Source organism: Krasilnikovia cinnamomea, from assembly GCF_004217545.1.
Lineage (GTDB): Bacteria > Actinomycetota > Actinomycetes > Mycobacteriales > Micromonosporaceae > Actinoplanes > Actinoplanes cinnamomeus.
This window is the reverse complement of the sequence record NZ_SHKY01000001.1, coordinates 6,127,284-6,144,111: the sequence shown is the minus strand read 5'-3', so window position 1 is coordinate 6,144,111 and position 16,828 is coordinate 6,127,284. Positions and strand designations below refer to the sequence as shown.

The following is a 16,828-nucleotide window of genomic DNA, read 5'->3' as shown; positions in this document are numbered from 1 at the left end:
GACCGGATCAGCCACGTACGGTGTCCCTCCGCCGAGGTCGCCTCGGATGCGGGTGTCGTGGCCGAGCGGGATCGTGGGCGACAATAGCGGGCGTGTCGGTACCAGTCGCCGCTGCCGATCTCGTGGGCCGGGAGTCGTCCACCGCTCGACTCCGTCAGGTTTTTGAGGAGGCGGCGGCCGGGCGGGGCCGGCTGGTGCTGATCGGGGGCGAGCCGGGCGTCGGAAAGAGTGCGCTTGCCGAGTACGTCTGCGCTCATGCGGCCGGTACGGGTGCCACGGTGGCTTGGGGGCCGTGCTGGGAAGGCGACGGTGTGTCGGGCTTCTGGCCGTGGCAGCAGATCGTCCGCGCTGCCGCCGGTGACGACCGAGTCGCCGGCACCGGCCTGGAGCCCCTGTTCCCGGACGGGCCGTCGGCGGCCCCCGGTGTGGACGCCGACGCCATGCGGTTCCGGCTGTTCACCGCGGTGGCCGAGCAGCTGCGGCGCGCCGCCGCGCGGGCACCGCTGGTTGTCGTGCTCGACGATCTGCACTGGGCCGACGCGGGCGCGGTCCGGCTGCTGGGTTTCGTCGCGCGGCAGCTGCGGCGCGAGCGGGCCCTGCTCGTCGGTACCTTTCGCGAGGCCGAGATCGGCACCGACCACCCGGTCGGCGACCTGATGGCGGCGCTGCCCGCCGACGCCGAGGTGGTGTCGTTGGGCGGGCTGGACTGTGCCGCGACCGGCGAGCTGCTCCGCCGTACCCTGGGCGAGGTTCCCTCCGTGGAGCTGGCGACGGCGGTGCACCGGCGTACCGGAGGCAACCCGTTCTTCATCACCCAGCTCACGCTGACACCCGACAGCCCGGCGCCCATGGCCGAATCGTTGCCCGGCAGCGGGCTGCCCACGCTGGTCGGCGACGTCATCCTGCGACGGCTGGCCCGGTTGCCCGAGCCCATGATGGAGCAGCTGTCGGCCGCCTCGGCCCTCGGCGCCGAGTTCGACGACGCACTGCTGTCGGCGGTGGTCGGTGTCGGGTATGCCGAATCCCTCGCCCAGGTGGAAGCCGCGGTGCGCTCCGGCGTACTCGTCCCGGCGGGTGTGGGCCGGCACCGGTTCACTCACGACCTGTTCCGCGAGTCGCTGTACGGCGCCTTGCCCGCCGGCGCCCGATCCCGAACCCACCAGGCCATCGCGACCGCGCTGCAGCAGCGGTCCGCGGCTGGCGGCGCCGTCACGCCCGGCGAGCTGGCCCACCATTTCACCCTCGCCGTACCCGAGATCGATCCGAGGGTGGCGGCGCGGTTCGCCATCGACGCGGCCGAGGACGCCTGCACGCGGCTGGCCTACGAGGAAGCGGCACGCCACTGGCGGCAGGCACTGCGCCTGCTCGAACAGAGCGGGAACGTGCCCTTGCCGGTACGGCTGAACGCGGCTGAGGCCCTGCTCTGCGCCGGTGAACGTACGGCTGCCTGGACCGGGTTCGCCGACGCGGCGCGGCAGGCCGCCAGCGTCGGGGACGCGCTGGCGCTCGGGACCGCCGCGCTCGGCCTGCACCGCCTCGGGGCCGACTCCGACCCTGCCCGCCGGGAGGTGGTCGGCCTGCTGAACCAGGCCGCCGCCGCCCTGCCGGCCGCTCCGGGCGACCCCGCGCTCGCCCTGTACGCCCGGGTCCTTGCCGCACTCGCCCGCGAGCACCACGGCGGGCCGCGACCCGACCCGCGGCAGGCCACGGAACTCGCCTACCGCGCGTGCGCCACCGCCCACGCCAGCGGCGACAAGGCAGCGATGGCGTGGTGCCTGCACGCGCGCCACGACGTGTTCTCGGGACCGGGCACCGCGCCCCAGCGGCTGGCGATCGCCGACGAAATGGCGGTGGCCGCGGCCGCCGGCAACGTGCCGGACCTGATGTTCCAGGCCTACTTCTGCCGGTTCGTGGCCATGGTGGAACTGGCCGACCCGCGCGCACTAGCCGCCATCCGGGAACTGGAGCACCTCGCCGCCGAGCTGAACCTGCCCGTCCCCCGCTACCTCGTGCTGTCCCGGCAGGCCGCCCTGGCCCAGCTGGGCGGACGCGACCACGACGCCCAGCGCCTCGGCGAGCAGGCAGCCCGGTTCGCCGAGCTGATCGGCGAATCGGCCGGTGCCGGGGTGCACGCCAGCCAGCGGCTGATGGCCGCCCTGAACCGGGTCGGGTGGGCCGGCGCCACCGAGGTCCAGGCCGAGCTGGGCGACCGGGCCGTGTGCCCGGAACTCACCCCGCTGTTGCACGCGATGGCGGCGCTCGGCACCGGTGACCGGATGGCCGCTGCGGAAATCCTGCGGGCCCTGCCCCTGCAGACTGAGCAGTCGCCTGCCGGGGAGCAGACCCTGGCCGGCGCCGCGTTCGACGTCGAACTCGCGGCCGCGACCGGGCTGGCCGAACGCTGCGCCGCCTACTACGAGCGGCTGCTGCCCTACGCGCGGCAGATGGTGGTCCTCGGCGGCGTGGTCAGCGTCCTCGGGCCGGTCTCGCTCTACCTCGGGCAGGCCGCCGTCGCTCAACAGCAGTGGGACCGGGCGATCGGGCACCTCGACGACGCGCTGGCGCTCACCGAACGGCTGGCGGCCCGCCCCCTCACCGCGCGCGTCCGCGCCCACCTCGGCGCCGCCCTGCTGCGCCGTGGCGGGCCCGGGGACCGCGCCCGCGCGCAGACGCTTCTCGCCGAGGCGGCCACGGCCGCCGACGCGCTCGGCCTGCGAGCACTGCACGACGAGACCGTGCGAACCCTGAACCGGGACACCACGGTCGACGCGGCCGCGCCGCCGGCAGTGCCCGGTGCGACGGCGGTGTTCCGCCGCGACGGCGAGGTGTGGACACTGCGCTATGCCGACCGGACCGTGCAGCTGCGTGACGCCAAGGGCCTGCGCGACCTGGCCGCGTTGCTGGCCGTGCCCGGGCAGGAGATTCCCGCATCACGTCTGCTGGCTGGCGTGGACGCGCCCGCGCAGCAGCTCGGCGGTGACGAGGTGATCGACCAGCAGGCCCGCGCCGCGTACAAGAGGCGCCTCGCCGACCTCGACGAACAGATCGCCGAGGCCGAGGACGACAACGACACCGGACGCCTCGACCGCTACGCCGCCGAACGGGCCGCGCTGATCGACGAACTGGCCCGGGCATATGGGCTCGGCGGCCGCGTCCGGCGCCTCGGGGACACCGGCGAGCGGGCCCGCAGCACGGTCACCGCCCGTATCCGCGACGCGCTGCGCCGCATCGACCGTACGCATCCTGAGCTCGGCGCCCACTTGCACGCGTCGGTGACCACCGGCCGGGCCTGCTCCTACCGCCCGGCCACCCCGCTTCGCTGGGAGTTGTGACCTCACCGCCTGTGAGCCGTTTCCTCACGCCTGTTCTGCGAGAGGCAGGCGCGGCCCGCGCATGCCGGTGACACGAGGAGACGAACACCGTGAACGACACCAGAACACCCCAGCCGTCCCGCCGTCCCCGCCTGATCGGCCTGGCCCTGGCCAGCGCCGCCGCCCTGACCGCCGGCCAGCTGGCCCTGTCCAGCCCGGCATCCGCGTCCGTCGGCTCCGACCTGCGCCTCGTGCCCGGGCAGAGCACGACCGACTCCGGCTTCTCCAAGACGGCCGTGGCCACCTGCCCGGCCGGCACCGTCGTCTACGGCGGTGGCGGCGACATCGTCGGCGGCGGCCACGCCGTGATCCTCTACGAGCTCGACAGCCGTGGCGACCGTACACACTTCTTCGCCAGCGCCCACGAAGCCGTCGGCGGCTACACCGGCAGCTGGACCGTCTACTCCTGGGCCGTCTGCGGCCCGAACCGGCCCGAACTCGGCCTGGCCTACACCTCCGCCGTCAACTCCACCAACACCGGGGCGCGGGGCGTGCGGACCGCCGTCACCTGCCCGGCCGGCAAGAAGGTGATCAGCGTCGGCGGTGCCGCGGCCGGCCCGTTCTGGTACTTCCAGCACCAGGCGCCGGGCATGATCCTCGACAGCCTGACCCCCTCCAGCGACCTGCGCTCGGTCACCGTCGACTCCTACCAGGAGGAGCAGGCCAACAACAACGACGCGGGCACCGTCGCGTCCGCGATCTGCGGCTACGCACCGGCCGGCCTGCAACTCGTGCCCCGCGCGATCAGTGCGAGCAGCACCGCCGACAAGGCCGTCACCAAGGAATGCCCCACCGGTACCCGGGCGATCAGCGCCGCGGGCGGGCTGGACGGCGCTGGCGGCCAGGCCTACCTCGACCGCCTCGTCCCGCATACCCGGTCCCTGCTCACCGGCGGCGACATCGACGCCCGCCACGACCGCAACGGCTCCAGCCGATCGTGGACCGCATCGCTGTACCTGATCTGCGCCCAGTAGCTCCGGCAGAAGGAACCCGGCCCGGGGCGGTCACGCAGCGCGTGACCGCCCCGGGCCCGGCACTGTGTCGGGATACCCGCGGGATAGGCGGCGCGCCCGCTCCCACTACCCGGGTGTCAAGATCGACGCGAGAGGACCGGCTCGGGTGCTGCCGGATTCTGCGCGTGGGCGTGCGGTCGGAGGCGGTTAGGCCACCAGAATCGGTCGCCGAGCAGGAATGCCAGCGCCGGCACAAGGACGGTCCGCACGAGAAGCGTGTCGAGCAGCACGCCGATGCAGACGATGACGCCGATCTGGGTCAGCACGATCAGAGGCAGTACGCCCAGGACGGCGAAGACTGCGGCGAGCAGGACGCCGGCGCTGGTGATGACCCCGCCGGTGACGCGCAGGGCGGAGAGCATCCCGTCGCGGGTGCCCGTACGGCGGGCGTCCTCACGGGCCCGCGTGACGAGGAAGATGTTGTAGTCGACGCCGAGCGCGACGAGGAACACGAACGCGAGCAGGATGACGCCGCTGTCCAGGGCGGGAAAGCCGAGCACGTGGTCGAAGAGCAGCCACGCCGCCCCGAGACTGGCGAAGAACGACGCGATGACCGTGAGCACGAGCAGCGCCGGTGCGAGCAGACCGCGCAGGAGCAGTACCAGCACGGCGGCCACCAACAACAGGATGATGGGCAGGATCAGTCGCAGGTCCTTCTCGTTCGCCTCGGCGGTGTCGTAGGTGGCGGCGACGCTGCCACCCACCACCGCCCCGCGCAGCGGAGCCGCGCCGTCGACGGCAGGTGGCGCCGAGGCGGGCACCGCGGCGACCGCGTCGCGTAGCGCGTCGACGGCCCGGTCGGACGCGGCCGTGCCCGGCTCGGCCTCCAGCACCACGTCGACCTGGGCCACGGCGGTGGCGCTGCTGCCGGGCCGCGCCGATGCGACGCCGGGGACCGCGGCGGCGGCGCGGGCGACCGCGCCGGCCGCTGACGGGTTGGTGAGCACGGCTACCGGCTGCGTGGTCCCGGCGGGAAACGCCTTGGCCAGGGTCCGCGCCCCGGCGACCGCCTCCGGCTCGACGCGGAACTGTTCGGTCTCCGAAAGGCCGGTGCGGATGCCCAGCCCGCCGAGGGCGAGGCCGGCCAGCAGCAGCGTCGCCAGGGTTGCGACGGGCACCGGCCGGCGGACGACGAACGCACCGAGCCGGCCCCACAGCCGCCCCTCTCGGGCTGCGCTGCCTACGCGGGGGATGAAGGGCCAGAAGAGGCCTCGACCGAAGATCAGGAGTGCGGCCGGGAGGACCAGCAGGGCCGACAGCATCGCGAACAAGACGCCGGTCGCGCATGCGACTGCGAGCGCCCGGTTGTTCTCCTGCTCCGACAGCAACAGCGTGAGGACGCCGAGAACCACGGTGAATCCGCTGGCCAGGATGGGTTCCGCGGTTCGGCGCAGCGCGGCGCGCATTGCGACGAAGCGGTCCGGGACCCGCCGCAGTTCCTCCCGGTAGCGGGCGATGAGCAGCAGGGCGTAGTCGGTGGCCGCGCCGAAGACGAGAACGCTGGCGATGCCGGTGACTGCTCCCTCCTGAAGGTTGATGCCGAGGGCGGGCACGATCGTGTCGACCGCACGCAGGGTCAGCTGCTCGGTCGCCGCGACGACCAGCAGCGGGACGATCCACAGGAACGGGCTGCGGTAGGTGAGCAGGAGCAGCAGCGCCACCACGCCGGCGGTCACGGCCAGCAGTGTGACGTCCGCACCCTCGAAGACCTTGCTCAGGTCCGCGGTGAACGCCGGTCCCCCGGTGACCTGGACGGTCAGACCCGCCGCGGTGTCGCCCAGCGCCGCGCGCAGCTGGCCGATCGTGTCGCTGACCTGTTGCTGCCCGCCGGCGGTGGACAGCGGCACGGCGATCAGGGCGACCGTCCCGTCCGGGGAGAGCTGCGGCGGTGCCACCTGACCGCTGACCGCGAACCGGCTCAGGGCTCCGGACTTCGCGGCCAGTGCCTCCCGGTCGGCCGGGGTGAGCGGCCGACCGTCCGCCCGCTCGGCGACGACGAGGGCCGGCTGGACGTCACGTGACGGCAACTGCTTTTGCAGCCGCTCCACCTGGGTGGACTGCCACTGCGCCGACAAGCCGGTCGATGACACGGGGGCGGGGTTGCTGGGCTGTGGGAGTCCGAAGACGGCGGCGCCGAGGATGATCGCGGCGACCACGGTGAGCCAGGCGGCCAGCCGGCCGCGGGCGACGTGGGTGAAGAGGGACATCGTTGCCTCACCTGGGATGCTTACGCGCGGGAAGTCTCGTCGGTGGTATATCTCGGCTATCGAGATTATCGGCTGTTGAGGTATGCTGCAACCCGGCGGGGAGGAGAAGCGGCGGAACGTGGCAGCGCACGGCATGTACCGGCGGCGGGACACACGCCGCGACCAGCTGATCGCCGAGATCACCAACGACCTGCGGCGGTACGCGGCGGACGCCCAGCACGTCGGCCACGCCTTCGCCGGCCTGCACGGACTGGGGCCGACCGATCTGCAGGCCCTGATCGCGGTCATGGACGCCGAGCTGCAGAACGCTCCGATCACCCCCGGCCGCCTCGGCGAACAGCTCAGCCTCTCCTCGAGCTCCGTGACGGCACTGATCGACCGGCTGGAACGCGCTGGCCACATCCGCCGCGACCGCGACACCGCCGACCGGCGAAAGGTTCTGCTGCACTACGGGGAACAGGGCGCCGCCATCGCCATGGAGTTCTTCCGGCCGCTCGGGCAGCGGACCGACGCGGTGATGGCGGACTTCACCGACGACGAACTGGAGACCGTCCACCGCTTCATGGCGGCCATGAGCACCTCATTGCGGCAGCACCGCGACGCCGTACGCGCCGAAACGCCCCGGCGCGGCGACGCTTGATCCGCTCCGTTGCGAGCCGTGTGATGGTTCCGCTCCCGATCGTGTCTTCGTCGGCCTGCACGCGGGCCGGGCGGTGTTCCGCCGGCCGAGGCGAGCATGACTACCCTGCGTAGTCAACCGTTACGTTGCTGTGGGGTAGCTCACCAGGGGGCGCCCATCGTGGGCTCACCGCCGATCAGACGGGGGTGAACCAGTACGGGGTGGACAGCAGTGGGGCTGGCGTCGAACAGGTGTCGGCTGCCCTGCTGGCACTGGAGGACCGGGTCGCCGTGGATGCCGCCGCCGGGTACGCCGCCGCGGTGGAACTCGAACGGCGGGCTGACGCTCTGGGCAACGAGGCCCTGCTCATGCGTGCCCGGCTGTGCTGGATCGACATGCTCAGGCGCACCGGTGACGTCCGGGAAGCTACCCGGCAGATCAAGGCCATCCACGCTTGGGCCCGTAAGCACGGCGACCGCCGGCTACAGGCGCGCGCCCACCTGGTGCAGGCGAGTATCGAGCGGCTGTCCGGCCACCGGGCCGGGTCCCTGCAGCACGCGCTGAAGGCGGTCGAGCTGCTCGACGAGACGGCCACAGCGCCCATGCAGGTCTGGCACCGTCTGAGGCTCGCTGATGCGCTGGCCGAGAACAGCGACATGGACGCGGCGCGGCCGCGTTACCGCCGGGTTGAGGAACTGGCCCGGGAGCTACATGACTGGGAACGGCTCCTCGTGGCACTGAACAACTGGGCCTACTCCGAATACCGGGCTGGCAACCTCCCGCAGGCCGCGGAGGTCGCCCGGCGGATGCAGGACCACGCCGTAGTGCGCGGCTACCACCTCGACTCGGATGCGCTGGACACGATCGGCGCGATCCAGATCGCCAACGGCGAGTACGCCGAGGCGGAGCAGACGATGCAGGTATGCATCGCCCGCAGCAAGAGCGCCGGGGCGAACGACGCCGACGAGATGGCCGAGTACCTGTTGACCCTGGCCCGCGCACAACGTGGTCTCAGAGCGACCGACCGGGCCCTGCGGAGCCTGCACACCGCCCATACGCTGTGCACCGAGCGTGGCCTGCACGAAGTCCTGGTCCGGGTGTATCAGGAGAGAGTCGAGGTGCACACCGCCCGGGGTGAGCACGCCGAGGCCCTCGCCGCGCAGGAAGCCTTCATCGCCGCCCGGGAAAGCCTGCCTTCCCCGCAGCGAAAATCCATGCGGGTCATCCTGTGTGGGCTCAGGAGATACCTGGCCGGTCATTCTCGGACGACGCTGCACTGATCCTCCCTTTAGGCCGGCCCGCCGGTCGACTGCGTCGGCCGCATGGCTGGCTGTGCGTGTCCATCAGCCCGGGGAACAGCGCGTGACGAGCACGTCGCTCGGGTGCGTGCGGCCGAGCTGACCACCGCTCAGATCATCGCGGCGATCCGTGGCATGGTCGGTTCGCGGCGGCACATCACGGCCCGGAAGTCCGCGGCCCACTGACCGCGCTGCTCCTCAGCTGCTGCGGGCGCCTCGCCGCCCGCCTTGCCGCCTGAACCCGATCAAGGAGAAACTTCATGACGTACGCGGTGACCATCGACGTACCGGCCCCGGCCGGCCCTCGCCGCCTCGGCACCCGAGGAGTTCGGACCGATGCCCGAGCAGCGCGTGGAGGAACTCGACCTGCTCGGCCTGGTCATCCCACCCGCCGGCATAGCCGAGTAGGCCGCGCTCGCGAACCGCGACGTCGGGGCCGGCGAACACCCGGTCAGAGGCTGAGGATGCGGTTCAGAATGTCGCGGTAGCCGCGGAGCTGGACCCGCAGCGCCTCGGTGTCGTCGCTCTCGCCGCCGAGGCTGTCCTTGCGCGACCGCAGGCCAGCGGTGAGCTTGTCGACGGCCTCCTCCACCAGCGCGGCGGCCTCGGCCGTGGCCTCCTTCGGGCTGTCGACGAAGCGGAGCTGCACGTCGCGCCACCGTTCCTGCAGGCCCTGCGTGTCGGCGGCGGCGAACAGGGTGTCCGGCTGGTGCGCGGCAGGCGCGGTCGCGGGGGCCACCTCGTTCGCCTCCTCGGCGCCGCCCCCGTCCTCGGGCGCCGGCGCCGGGGCGGGGGCGGGGCGCCGGTCGTCGTCGGCGTCCTTGACCCGCGGGTCCTCGAAGGTGCCGCGGTCGTCGAGGGCCACGTCGACCGGGTCCTCGTGCGAGCTCCCGGCGGTGCCGGACGGATAGGTGGTCGTGTGGGACTCCGAGCGCGACTCGGCCGCCCCTTCACCCGGCGCGACACTGCGGCTGTCGGCCGCGCCGGTGGCGGCGTCGCTGTCCCGGCCCGTGGCGTCCCTCCGGTCGTCGATCGGATTCGCCGTCGCGGAGGCGGCGACCGCGCCCCCCACCGTCGAGGCGCCGAAGGCGGTCGGCTGCGGGCCGGGCTCGTGGAACTGGGTGCGGTCGGGGTCGTCCTCCCGGTCCGGACCCAGGCGGTCCCGGCGGGCGCTGTCGCGCGCCTCGTCTCCCGGGGCGTCGGACCATGGCGAGGAGGCCGGCTGGCGCGGCACCGCCACGGGCTCGGACTGCACCCGCTCCGGGCGGTCGCCGGGCGCCGCGTCGTCGGTGGACTCGCCGGCGTCGTTGGAGAAGTAACGCATCGTCGGACTCCTCAGCGGCTCGTGGCGTCGGGACGGGAAACCGCGACGTCGCTGTCATGGTCATTGATCTTCTGGGACGGGACGGCCGGCTCGGTACCCTGGGCCGTCGCGCCCTCGGACCGCACCGGGTCCTCGCCGAGCAGGTCGGCGAAGAGGACGCGGTAGTGCACCAGGGCCTGACGGAGATCCTCAGTCTCCGCGTCGCCGTTGCGGCTGCGCTCGCTGATCGCGTGGGCGTCGCGGTAGTGCTCGAGCGTGCGCGCGTGCTCGACGGAAAGGGTGGCGAGCTGCTCGTCGTAGTCACCGGTGGGGTAGCCGCGCTCGGCGATCAGCCGGGTCACCAGCTCGTCGGCCGTCGTCACGGCCCGCTCGGGCGCGTCCACGAACAGGATCTGCACTTCTTCCCACGCGACGGAGTAGCGGGCCTTGTTCTCCGCCGACAGCGGCTTGAGCTCGAGCTCGGCGTGCCGCTTGCGGCGCTCCTCGAGCTCCCGCTCGCCCGCCGTACGGCTGTCCGCGTCGCCGACGACACGGTCGTACTCGGGTCCGAAGGTCTCCTGCAACTTCCTGCGGCGGCTGGCGCGTACGCCGAACACGATCGCGGCGATCACCAGCAGCACGACGACGACGACGAGAATGATTACGAGTGTGGGGGACATCGGGGCGCCTCCTTCTTCGCCCGCTGCTATTCCCACCCAACCAGGGTCGTCAATCCTCCCGACCGGGTGCGCCTGCATTGGAGCCGTTCCAGAAAACTCGAAGGCCGGCCCGGCGGACCACACACCCAGCGCGTCGCCGCCGATCGGGCCGCGGCCGACTTGCTGCTGTTCACCTTGCCCGCGACGCGGCGGCGCGCCCCTGCCTGTGGCTGGGTCAACCAGCGCGGTGCCGGCCCTGCCGTTCGTCGAGGTGGCGCCCGCCGGGTGAGGCTGAGCCGGGGTCCGCGGGCAGGGCGATGTTCGTCGGCGCCTCGGCTGCGCGCGTGTCCCACCGCGGCACCGCGGACGGCCGGGGCGTTCTCGCACCTGCGTCGACCAGTGGGACGTATACCCGGGCGTCAACGGCCTCGGCCAGCAGCAGCGCCGCGACCAGCGCGGTGGGCCGCTCGGCCGGGTTCCGGTGCAGGCAGCGCGAGCAGAGGTCGAGAACCTCGGGGGCGAGCCCGTCGATGTGCGGCAGCGGTTCGGGGTCGAGCCGCCTCTGTGCGTCTATCAGTTCGGTGTGGCTCGCCGCCGTCCAGGGCAGCCGCCCCGAGAGGCAGTGGTACAGCAGCACACCGAGTGAGTACATGTCGGACGCTGGGGTCGCAGCCAGTCCCGAGAAGCGTTCGGGGGCGACGTAGGCCGGGGTGCCCATTACTGGGCCGTCGGGAGTCGGGTCGTGGCTGCCGACCGTGGCCGCGATGCCGAAGTCGAGCACCTTCGCCCCCGCCGGGGTGAGCATGATGTTCGCGGGCTTGATGTCGCGGTGCACGACGTGCTCCGCGTGGGCCGCAGCGAGGGCCGCGGCGACCTCGGCACAGATGCGGACCGCGATGCGCCAGTCGAACAGCCCGGCGCCGAGATGCTCAGCCAGCGTCTGCCCTTCGACAAGCTCCATCACGATGTAGGGCACTTCGCGATCCGACGCCTGCGAGGTGCCGAAGTCGTGCACCCCGGCGACGTTGGGGTGCACGAGACGCGCGGCGGACCGGGCCTCGGTGCGGACAAATTCGGCCCCACGGGCCTCGCCGAGGGTACCCGCGGCCGCCGGTGCAATGATCTTGACGGCCACCGGCCGGTCGAGCACCCGGTCATGCCCGCGCCACACCTCGGACATGCCACCAACGCCGATGCGCCGTTCGAGCCGATACCGCCCGCCCAGCGTCCGCATCTGCCGCTCCCCTGTCACCCCCGGTTCATGGTCGCAGGACCCGGTACCCTCACAGCCAGAAGCACAAACGCGGTGAACGGCCTGCGGGGTACTAGCAGATCTATGAACAGTGCGCCGTGGCCGTGGTCTTTCGCGCTAAGCGCTACTCGCCTCAGGCGGCGCGGACGATCTCCTCGGCAACCTGCCGAAGTTCGTCGAGGTTGGGCTCGAAGCCCGCCGCAATGTCGGGGTGCAGCGCGGCACGGGTCCGCTCCAGCAGCATCGCGGTCACCGCGTCCACCGGCTCGCCGGCGTACTCCGCGGTGACCTCGTCAGTCGCGGCCCGCAGGGCCGACGTCAGCTGGTCCTCGAGCGGCACGCGGAGCTTCTCCTCGACCGGGTTCAGTGCTGCCGGGTCCAGAGTGACCTGCGGTTCCAGCATGGGACTCCAATCACGACGGCGCCAGCCCCAATCCCGATACCCATGCCTGCGGCGCCGTCAAACTCGCCACGTTTTCGGCAAAGCTGCGATAGCCGAACGCGGAGTGGCAACGGCCGCCAGTGCGCCGAGCCCGCCTGCTTGATGCAGGGATGGGTGACGGTGCCCGACGCCCTCATGCGGCAAGTCACTGCAATCCGACTTCGCGCGGCAACATCACCATCGACCCGCAGAGATCTCTTCTGCCGTCGGAATCGCTCGGCACGCACCCAGGAGTACACCCTTGCCGGCAAGATCCATCACCCGAGCAACATCTACCGGTCCGCGCTCTGGAACGCTCCTGACAGAATGCTGTCAGGAGCGCGGTGGAAGTCGTCGACGGCCGTCGGGCATGGTGGTGTTCCGCTACGCATTGGAGATGCACATGACCATCGTTCCCGAGCACGCCGTCGTCTGGGCCGAGATCCCCGTCTCGGACCTGGCCAAGTCCACGGCCTTCTACGAGGCCGTGATGGGCTGGCCGCTCATTTCGACCGAGTCCAAAGTCGGCCAGAACCCGATGGCCCTGTTCCCCGCGAAGAACCCCGTGTCCAGTGTGACCGGTCACCTGTATCCCGGCCGTCCGGCCAGCGACGGGAGCGGGCCAACCGTCCACCTCGCCATCGTCGGGACCGTCGAGGAGGCTGCGCAACGCTGCGCCCAGGCCGGAGGAACTGTCATCGGGCCGGTGCACGACGTTCCGGCCGGGCGCGTCCAGTACGCCACGGACCTCGACGGCAACTCCATCGGCCTGTGGGAGTGGGCTGCCTGATCATGCGACGAGCCGACCGCCTCTTTCAGATCGTCCAGCACTTGCGGGGCGGTCGGCTCGTCACCGCCCGGCAGCTGGCCGAGCGTCTTACGGTGTCCGAGCGCACGATCTATCGCGACATCGCCGACCTGATCCGATCCGGCGTTCCGATCACCGGCGAAGCCGGCATCGGCTACCTCATGCGGGCCGGCTTCGAGCTTCCGCCGCTGATGTTCGCCCGCGATGAAATTGTCGCGCTGGTAGCCGGCGCGCGCCTCATCCGGGCATTCGGCGGAACAGCGATGGCGCGAGCGTCCGAGGAGGCGCTGGTGAAGATCAGCGCCGTGCTTCCTGAAGCCGAGCGCCGACGGGCTGAAGCGGTGCCCATCCACGCGTTCTCGGTACGGACCGCCGACGCCGACCGTGCTCGCCTCGACACGCTCGACGCCGCGATCGCCGCCCGCCACACACTGACCCTCGACTACGAGGACCGCGCCGGGGTCCTGACCCGCCGCGACGTTCGTCCGCTCGGGCTTACCTTCTGGGGACAGGCCTGGACGCTCGTGGCCTGGTGCGAACTGCGGCAAGACCCGCGGATGTTTCGGGTCGACCGCATTGCGGCCATGGAGGTCGGCGCGACCTTTCCCGCCGACTCGGCGCAGAGCCTGGCGACGGTACTGGCCGCGATGGCACGCGACGAGGCCGAGCGACAGAACCGAGCGATGAGAAGGAGCGACCAGACCGAGCAACAAGAACGAGCGGCAGGCACGTACGACAAGACCGCTGGCGGATGACGGGCCGTCGACCTTCCCGGGGTTCTGACGGCCGCTCCGTCCGGCCGGAAGCCATCTGCTGTGCTGTGTCGCTGGTGCGGGGGCACCACCGTCGGGAGTCACCCCGGAATCCGCACCGGCAGGGCTTTCCTGAGCCGGCACCAGCGCAGGGCCTGCGGTCTGTGGGGCAAGGTTCGTCTCGACCACCTCGGCCAGCTCCCGCACGCCACCACCTCGGTCATCAGCCGCTGATGGTCGAGATCCTCCTCTGCCACGATCACCGATGTCACCACCGGACATTATCCGTGAAGCGGCACAGCTAACACGAGGTCGCACGCTCTGAGGGAGCTGGTGGTCGTGGAGACCACGATGAGGGTTGAACGGAGCAGTGGTGGGCAATAGGCGGGGTTACCCGTGGCCCGCTGGACCCTCCGGCAGCTTGAAGGAGGAGACCACATGGCGCTTGTTGTCGTTGCTGAGGACGAGGATGACATCCGATCCCTGGTTGTCCGGATGCTGCATCGGGCGGGCCACGAGGTGATCGAGGCCCCAGACGGAGCAGTCGCACTACAGGCCGTCCGGGAACGCCACCCCGACGCAGTCATCAGCGACCTCGACCTGCCACGGATGTCCGGCGTCGAACTCAGTCAGGCCATCCGCACCGACGCGAACACCGCCGCCCTGCCCGTGATCCTCGTCAGCGGGAGCCTCCTGCCAGGTGATCGCCGCGCTGTCGACGCGCGAGCCACCGCGATCCTGACCAAGCCCTTCCTCCCGCGGGAGCTCGTCGCCTGCCTTGACAAGGCGCTAACCGCTGGGCACGACGATGGGGTGCCTCCAATGCGGTGCCCCTAGAGCTGCGGCTGCAACTCTGCCGTCGCCGATCCGGTAGCGGTAGGGATCAGGTAAATGTCGCGGCGGCCATGCCGTAGCGGTGATTGAACCAGTGCTCCAACGGATCGACCACCACAGCAGAATAGAACGGGTGTACTAGATGATCAGGGCTCCAGCCCTTGGCCTGCAAGGTCATCCGGCTACGGGACCACTACGACAGGGCACGAGAAATGCCCACTTCCGGGCCCAGAAGTTCGACCGGCTGGCCGGGGTCGGGGTCAGTCCAGCCAGGCGAGTCGGGCCACCCCACCGGCGACCGAGACCACCCTGGCCCGAAGCAGCGCGTCGTTGATCTTCAGGACCACGTGTTCCTTGCGGGCTGGGCACTGCTGGGCGCCGGACACCACGCAGGCTACCCGGGTCGGCTTGGCGGTGACCGGCTGAGCGCCGACGCTGGACCACAGAACCGCGTCGGTGCTGGCGCCGTCCCAGACGCGGGCGGGGCGAGTGAGAACCAGGCTCCGGGCCAGCTCCGACTCCTGCGCCCCGATGTCGGTGTAGGCGAAGTGGGCCTGCCCGTCCCGCACGGTGATACACCGGGCGACAGCCAGCAGCGGCTGATAGGAGCCGTCTATCCGCACCGCCACCTCGGCACCCTCTGGTGGCGCGTGGTCGAGCACAGCGGCAAAGCCGCCGACCGACACGTCGAGGGTGCGACCGACGCTCTCCACCGAGGTGTCGGGCCACCACACCGTCACCGGAAGTTCCAGCTCCCGTCGCGGGTACTGGCGCCGGTCGGTCTCATCCTGCGTAGGGCGGCCCAGTTGGACCCGTCCACCGCCGACCATCCGTACGGCCGCCCACCATCGGCTTACCGGCGGCGCGTGGATCAGCTGTACCACATCAAACGGACCGACCCCAAGATCATCTTTGACTTCGACGTCCAGGGTGCCGGTCGTCGGATCCGCCGCGCTCAGGAGGGCGGAAACGCCGTTGACGGTGATCGTCGAACCGATCCGTTCCACCCAAGCGTCCACCCGATCAGCGTAGAGCCGGGCGGGACCTCTCGCGAGCGGAGCACGCCACGGCGAACCGTGACGCAACACCGAACGACAGCCGTAGCCCCCTATCACCCCAAAATTGTCAAGCTCCGGGTTTGATGGAGGGTTTGATCTTCCCCGGGTTGGGTAAGCCGCCGTCTATCTCAGCACCTTGGCCAGGTTTGTCAGTGCTTTGAGGCGGTCGGGTTCGGTGGGCACGAGCACGACGCTGGTGGCGCCGGCGGCGTGCCGGGCGGCGATGCCGGTGCGTACGTCGTCGGGCGTTCCGGCCAGGGACAGTTCGCGTACCCAGTCGTCGGGCATGGTGGCGGCGAATTCCTCCGGGGCCACCGACGCGGCGCGGTGGGCTGCGAGGTCGGTGGCGAAGGGCAGAGTCGCTAGGTGCGGGGCCCAGTCGGGTTCGCCGATCCAGGCCAGGGCCGGGCGTACGAGGTCGCGGGCGGTTCGTCCGTCGTCGGCGATGACGGCGGCGTCGTAGGTGATGACCTGTGGCGAAGCAGAAGCGAGGCGCGCGATCGAGGCCGCGACGTAGGACGGTGTGGCGGGTTCGGCCAGCAGCAGCCCGTCGGAGACCTGCCCGGCGACAGTGATTGATTTCGGGCCGCGGACACCGAGCACGACCGGCGGCGCCACGGCGGGTGTCTCGCCGATCACGACATTCTCGACGTCCACGTACCGGCCGGCGGCGGGTCCGGGTTCGCCGCGCAGCAGTGTACGTACGGCGATGGTGTATTCGCGTAGCAGGGTGAGAGGGCTGGCCGGCCAGGCACCTGCCTGGCGCATCCAGTCCGGCATGCCGTGTCCGATCCCGGCGATCAGCCGGCAGGGGAACAGCTGGGCGAGGGTGGCGAGTTCCATCGCGGCGAACGCGGCGTTGCGTGCCCCGGCGGGCATGATCCCGATCCCGACCGTGATGTGTGCCGTGGCCGCGAGCACGGCGCCGGCTTGGGCCACGCCGCCGCGGAAGCCGAGGTCCTCGACAACCCACAGCTGGTCGAAGCCGAGTTGTTCGGCTCGCCGGGCGAAAGTCAGTACCTGCTCGGCAGGCAGGTCACGGGGCAGCATCACGCCGATGCTCGACATGGGGAAATCCTACGGTGGGGCTCGCGAACGCCGTCGATCGCGCGGGACGCGACCGCGGGATTTGGCGGAACGCCTGCGGGTTAGCTGACGCGGACATGGGTGGTCAGCGGTGAGTGAAGCACCTCGACGGGTTCGAAGCCGGCGGATTCAACCCCGTCGAGGATA

Annotated in this window: 15 protein-coding genes; 7 read left to right on the top strand and 8 right to left on the bottom strand. The window is 71.3% G+C overall.

The features are described 5' to 3' along the window. The first annotated feature begins 92 nt into the window (after window positions 1-92). Window positions 93-3,332: an ATP-binding protein gene (locus EV385_RS27655; protein ID WP_130512102.1), complete on the top strand. Its 3,240-nt coding sequence runs from the start codon at window positions 93-95 to the stop codon at window positions 3,330-3,332. A gap of 89 nt (window positions 3,333-3,421) precedes the next feature. Further along, window positions 3,422-4,345: a hypothetical protein gene (locus EV385_RS27650; protein WP_130512101.1), complete on the top strand. Its 924-nt coding sequence runs from the start codon at window positions 3,422-3,424 to the stop codon at window positions 4,343-4,345. 116 nt (window positions 4,346-4,461) lie between these two features. On the opposite strand, the gene EV385_RS27645 is transcribed toward EV385_RS27650, so the two are convergent. Continuing rightward, a complete protein-coding gene (locus EV385_RS27645) occupies window positions 4,462-6,591 on the bottom strand; it encodes an MMPL family transporter (RefSeq protein ID WP_130512100.1) in 2,130 nt (709 codons plus the stop codon). A gap of 133 nt (window positions 6,592-6,724) precedes the next feature. Between EV385_RS27645 and EV385_RS27640 the strand changes: the two genes are divergently transcribed. Together EV385_RS27640 and EV385_RS27635 are read left to right on the top strand one after the other, a co-directional pair. Continuing rightward, window positions 6,725-7,231, top strand: a complete 507-nt coding sequence (locus tag EV385_RS27640) for a MarR family winged helix-turn-helix transcriptional regulator (protein WP_130513602.1) — start codon at window positions 6,725-6,727, stop codon at window positions 7,229-7,231. 230 nt (window positions 7,232-7,461) lie between these two features. After that, window positions 7,462-8,490 (top strand): tetratricopeptide repeat protein, encoded by a 1,029-nt coding sequence (locus tag EV385_RS27635; protein ID WP_130512099.1) that lies wholly within the window; start codon window positions 7,462-7,464, stop codon window positions 8,488-8,490. 469 nt (window positions 8,491-8,959) lie between these two features. On the opposite strand, the gene EV385_RS27630 is transcribed toward EV385_RS27635, so the two are convergent. The 4 genes from EV385_RS27630 to EV385_RS27615 all read right to left on the bottom strand — a co-directional run bounded on the left by EV385_RS27630 (window position 8,960) and on the right by EV385_RS27615 (window position 12,125). After that, entirely contained in the window at window positions 8,960-9,832 is an 873-nt protein-coding gene (locus EV385_RS27630; RefSeq protein WP_130512098.1) for a hypothetical protein, read from the bottom strand. Between the two features lie 11 nt (window positions 9,833-9,843). Continuing rightward, the gene (locus tag EV385_RS27625; protein WP_130512097.1) at window positions 9,844-10,491 is read right to left on the bottom strand and encodes a hypothetical protein; all 648 of its coding nucleotides are present in this window, start codon (window positions 10,489-10,491) and stop codon (window positions 9,844-9,846) included. A 214-nt stretch (window positions 10,492-10,705) separates the two neighbouring features. Next, window positions 10,706-11,704 (bottom strand): serine/threonine-protein kinase, encoded by a 999-nt coding sequence (locus tag EV385_RS27620; RefSeq protein WP_130512096.1) that lies wholly within the window; start codon window positions 11,702-11,704, stop codon window positions 10,706-10,708. Window positions 11,705-11,855: 151 nt separating this feature from the next. Beyond that, entirely contained in the window at window positions 11,856-12,125 is a 270-nt protein-coding gene (locus EV385_RS27615) for a hypothetical protein (protein ID WP_130512095.1), read from the bottom strand. Window positions 12,126-12,546: 421 nt separating this feature from the next. Between EV385_RS27615 and EV385_RS27610 the strand changes: the two genes are divergently transcribed. From EV385_RS27610 to EV385_RS27600, 3 genes are all read left to right on the top strand, one after another. Further along, on the top strand, window positions 12,547-12,933 hold the full coding sequence (locus EV385_RS27610) for a VOC family protein (protein ID WP_130512094.1): 387 nt from the start codon (window positions 12,547-12,549) through the stop codon (window positions 12,931-12,933). Between the two features lie 2 nt (window positions 12,934-12,935). Further along, window positions 12,936-13,706 carry a helix-turn-helix transcriptional regulator gene (locus EV385_RS27605; RefSeq protein ID WP_130512093.1) on the top strand — a complete coding sequence of 257 codons (771 nt, stop codon included), beginning with the start codon at window positions 12,936-12,938 and terminating at the stop codon, window positions 13,704-13,706. Window positions 13,707-14,141: 435 nt separating this feature from the next. Further along, on the top strand, window positions 14,142-14,540 hold the full coding sequence (locus tag EV385_RS27600; RefSeq protein WP_130512092.1) for a response regulator: 399 nt from the start codon (window positions 14,142-14,144) through the stop codon (window positions 14,538-14,540). 46 nt (window positions 14,541-14,586) lie between these two features. Here the strand turns inward: EV385_RS27600 and EV385_RS35820 are convergent, their stop codons facing one another. The 3 genes from EV385_RS35820 to EV385_RS27590 all read right to left on the bottom strand — a co-directional run bounded on the left by EV385_RS35820 (window position 14,587) and on the right by EV385_RS27590 (window position 16,663). Beyond that, window positions 14,587-14,715, bottom strand: a complete 129-nt coding sequence (locus tag EV385_RS35820) for a hypothetical protein (protein ID WP_278045012.1) — start codon at window positions 14,713-14,715, stop codon at window positions 14,587-14,589. Between the two features lie 82 nt (window positions 14,716-14,797). Then, the gene (locus EV385_RS27595; protein WP_130512091.1) at window positions 14,798-15,556 is read right to left on the bottom strand and encodes a PilZ domain-containing protein; all 759 of its coding nucleotides are present in this window, start codon (window positions 15,554-15,556) and stop codon (window positions 14,798-14,800) included. A gap of 162 nt (window positions 15,557-15,718) precedes the next feature. Further along, entirely contained in the window at window positions 15,719-16,663 is a 945-nt protein-coding gene (locus EV385_RS27590; protein ID WP_130512090.1) for an LLM class flavin-dependent oxidoreductase, read from the bottom strand. Between the last annotated feature and the right edge of the window lie 165 nt (window positions 16,664-16,828).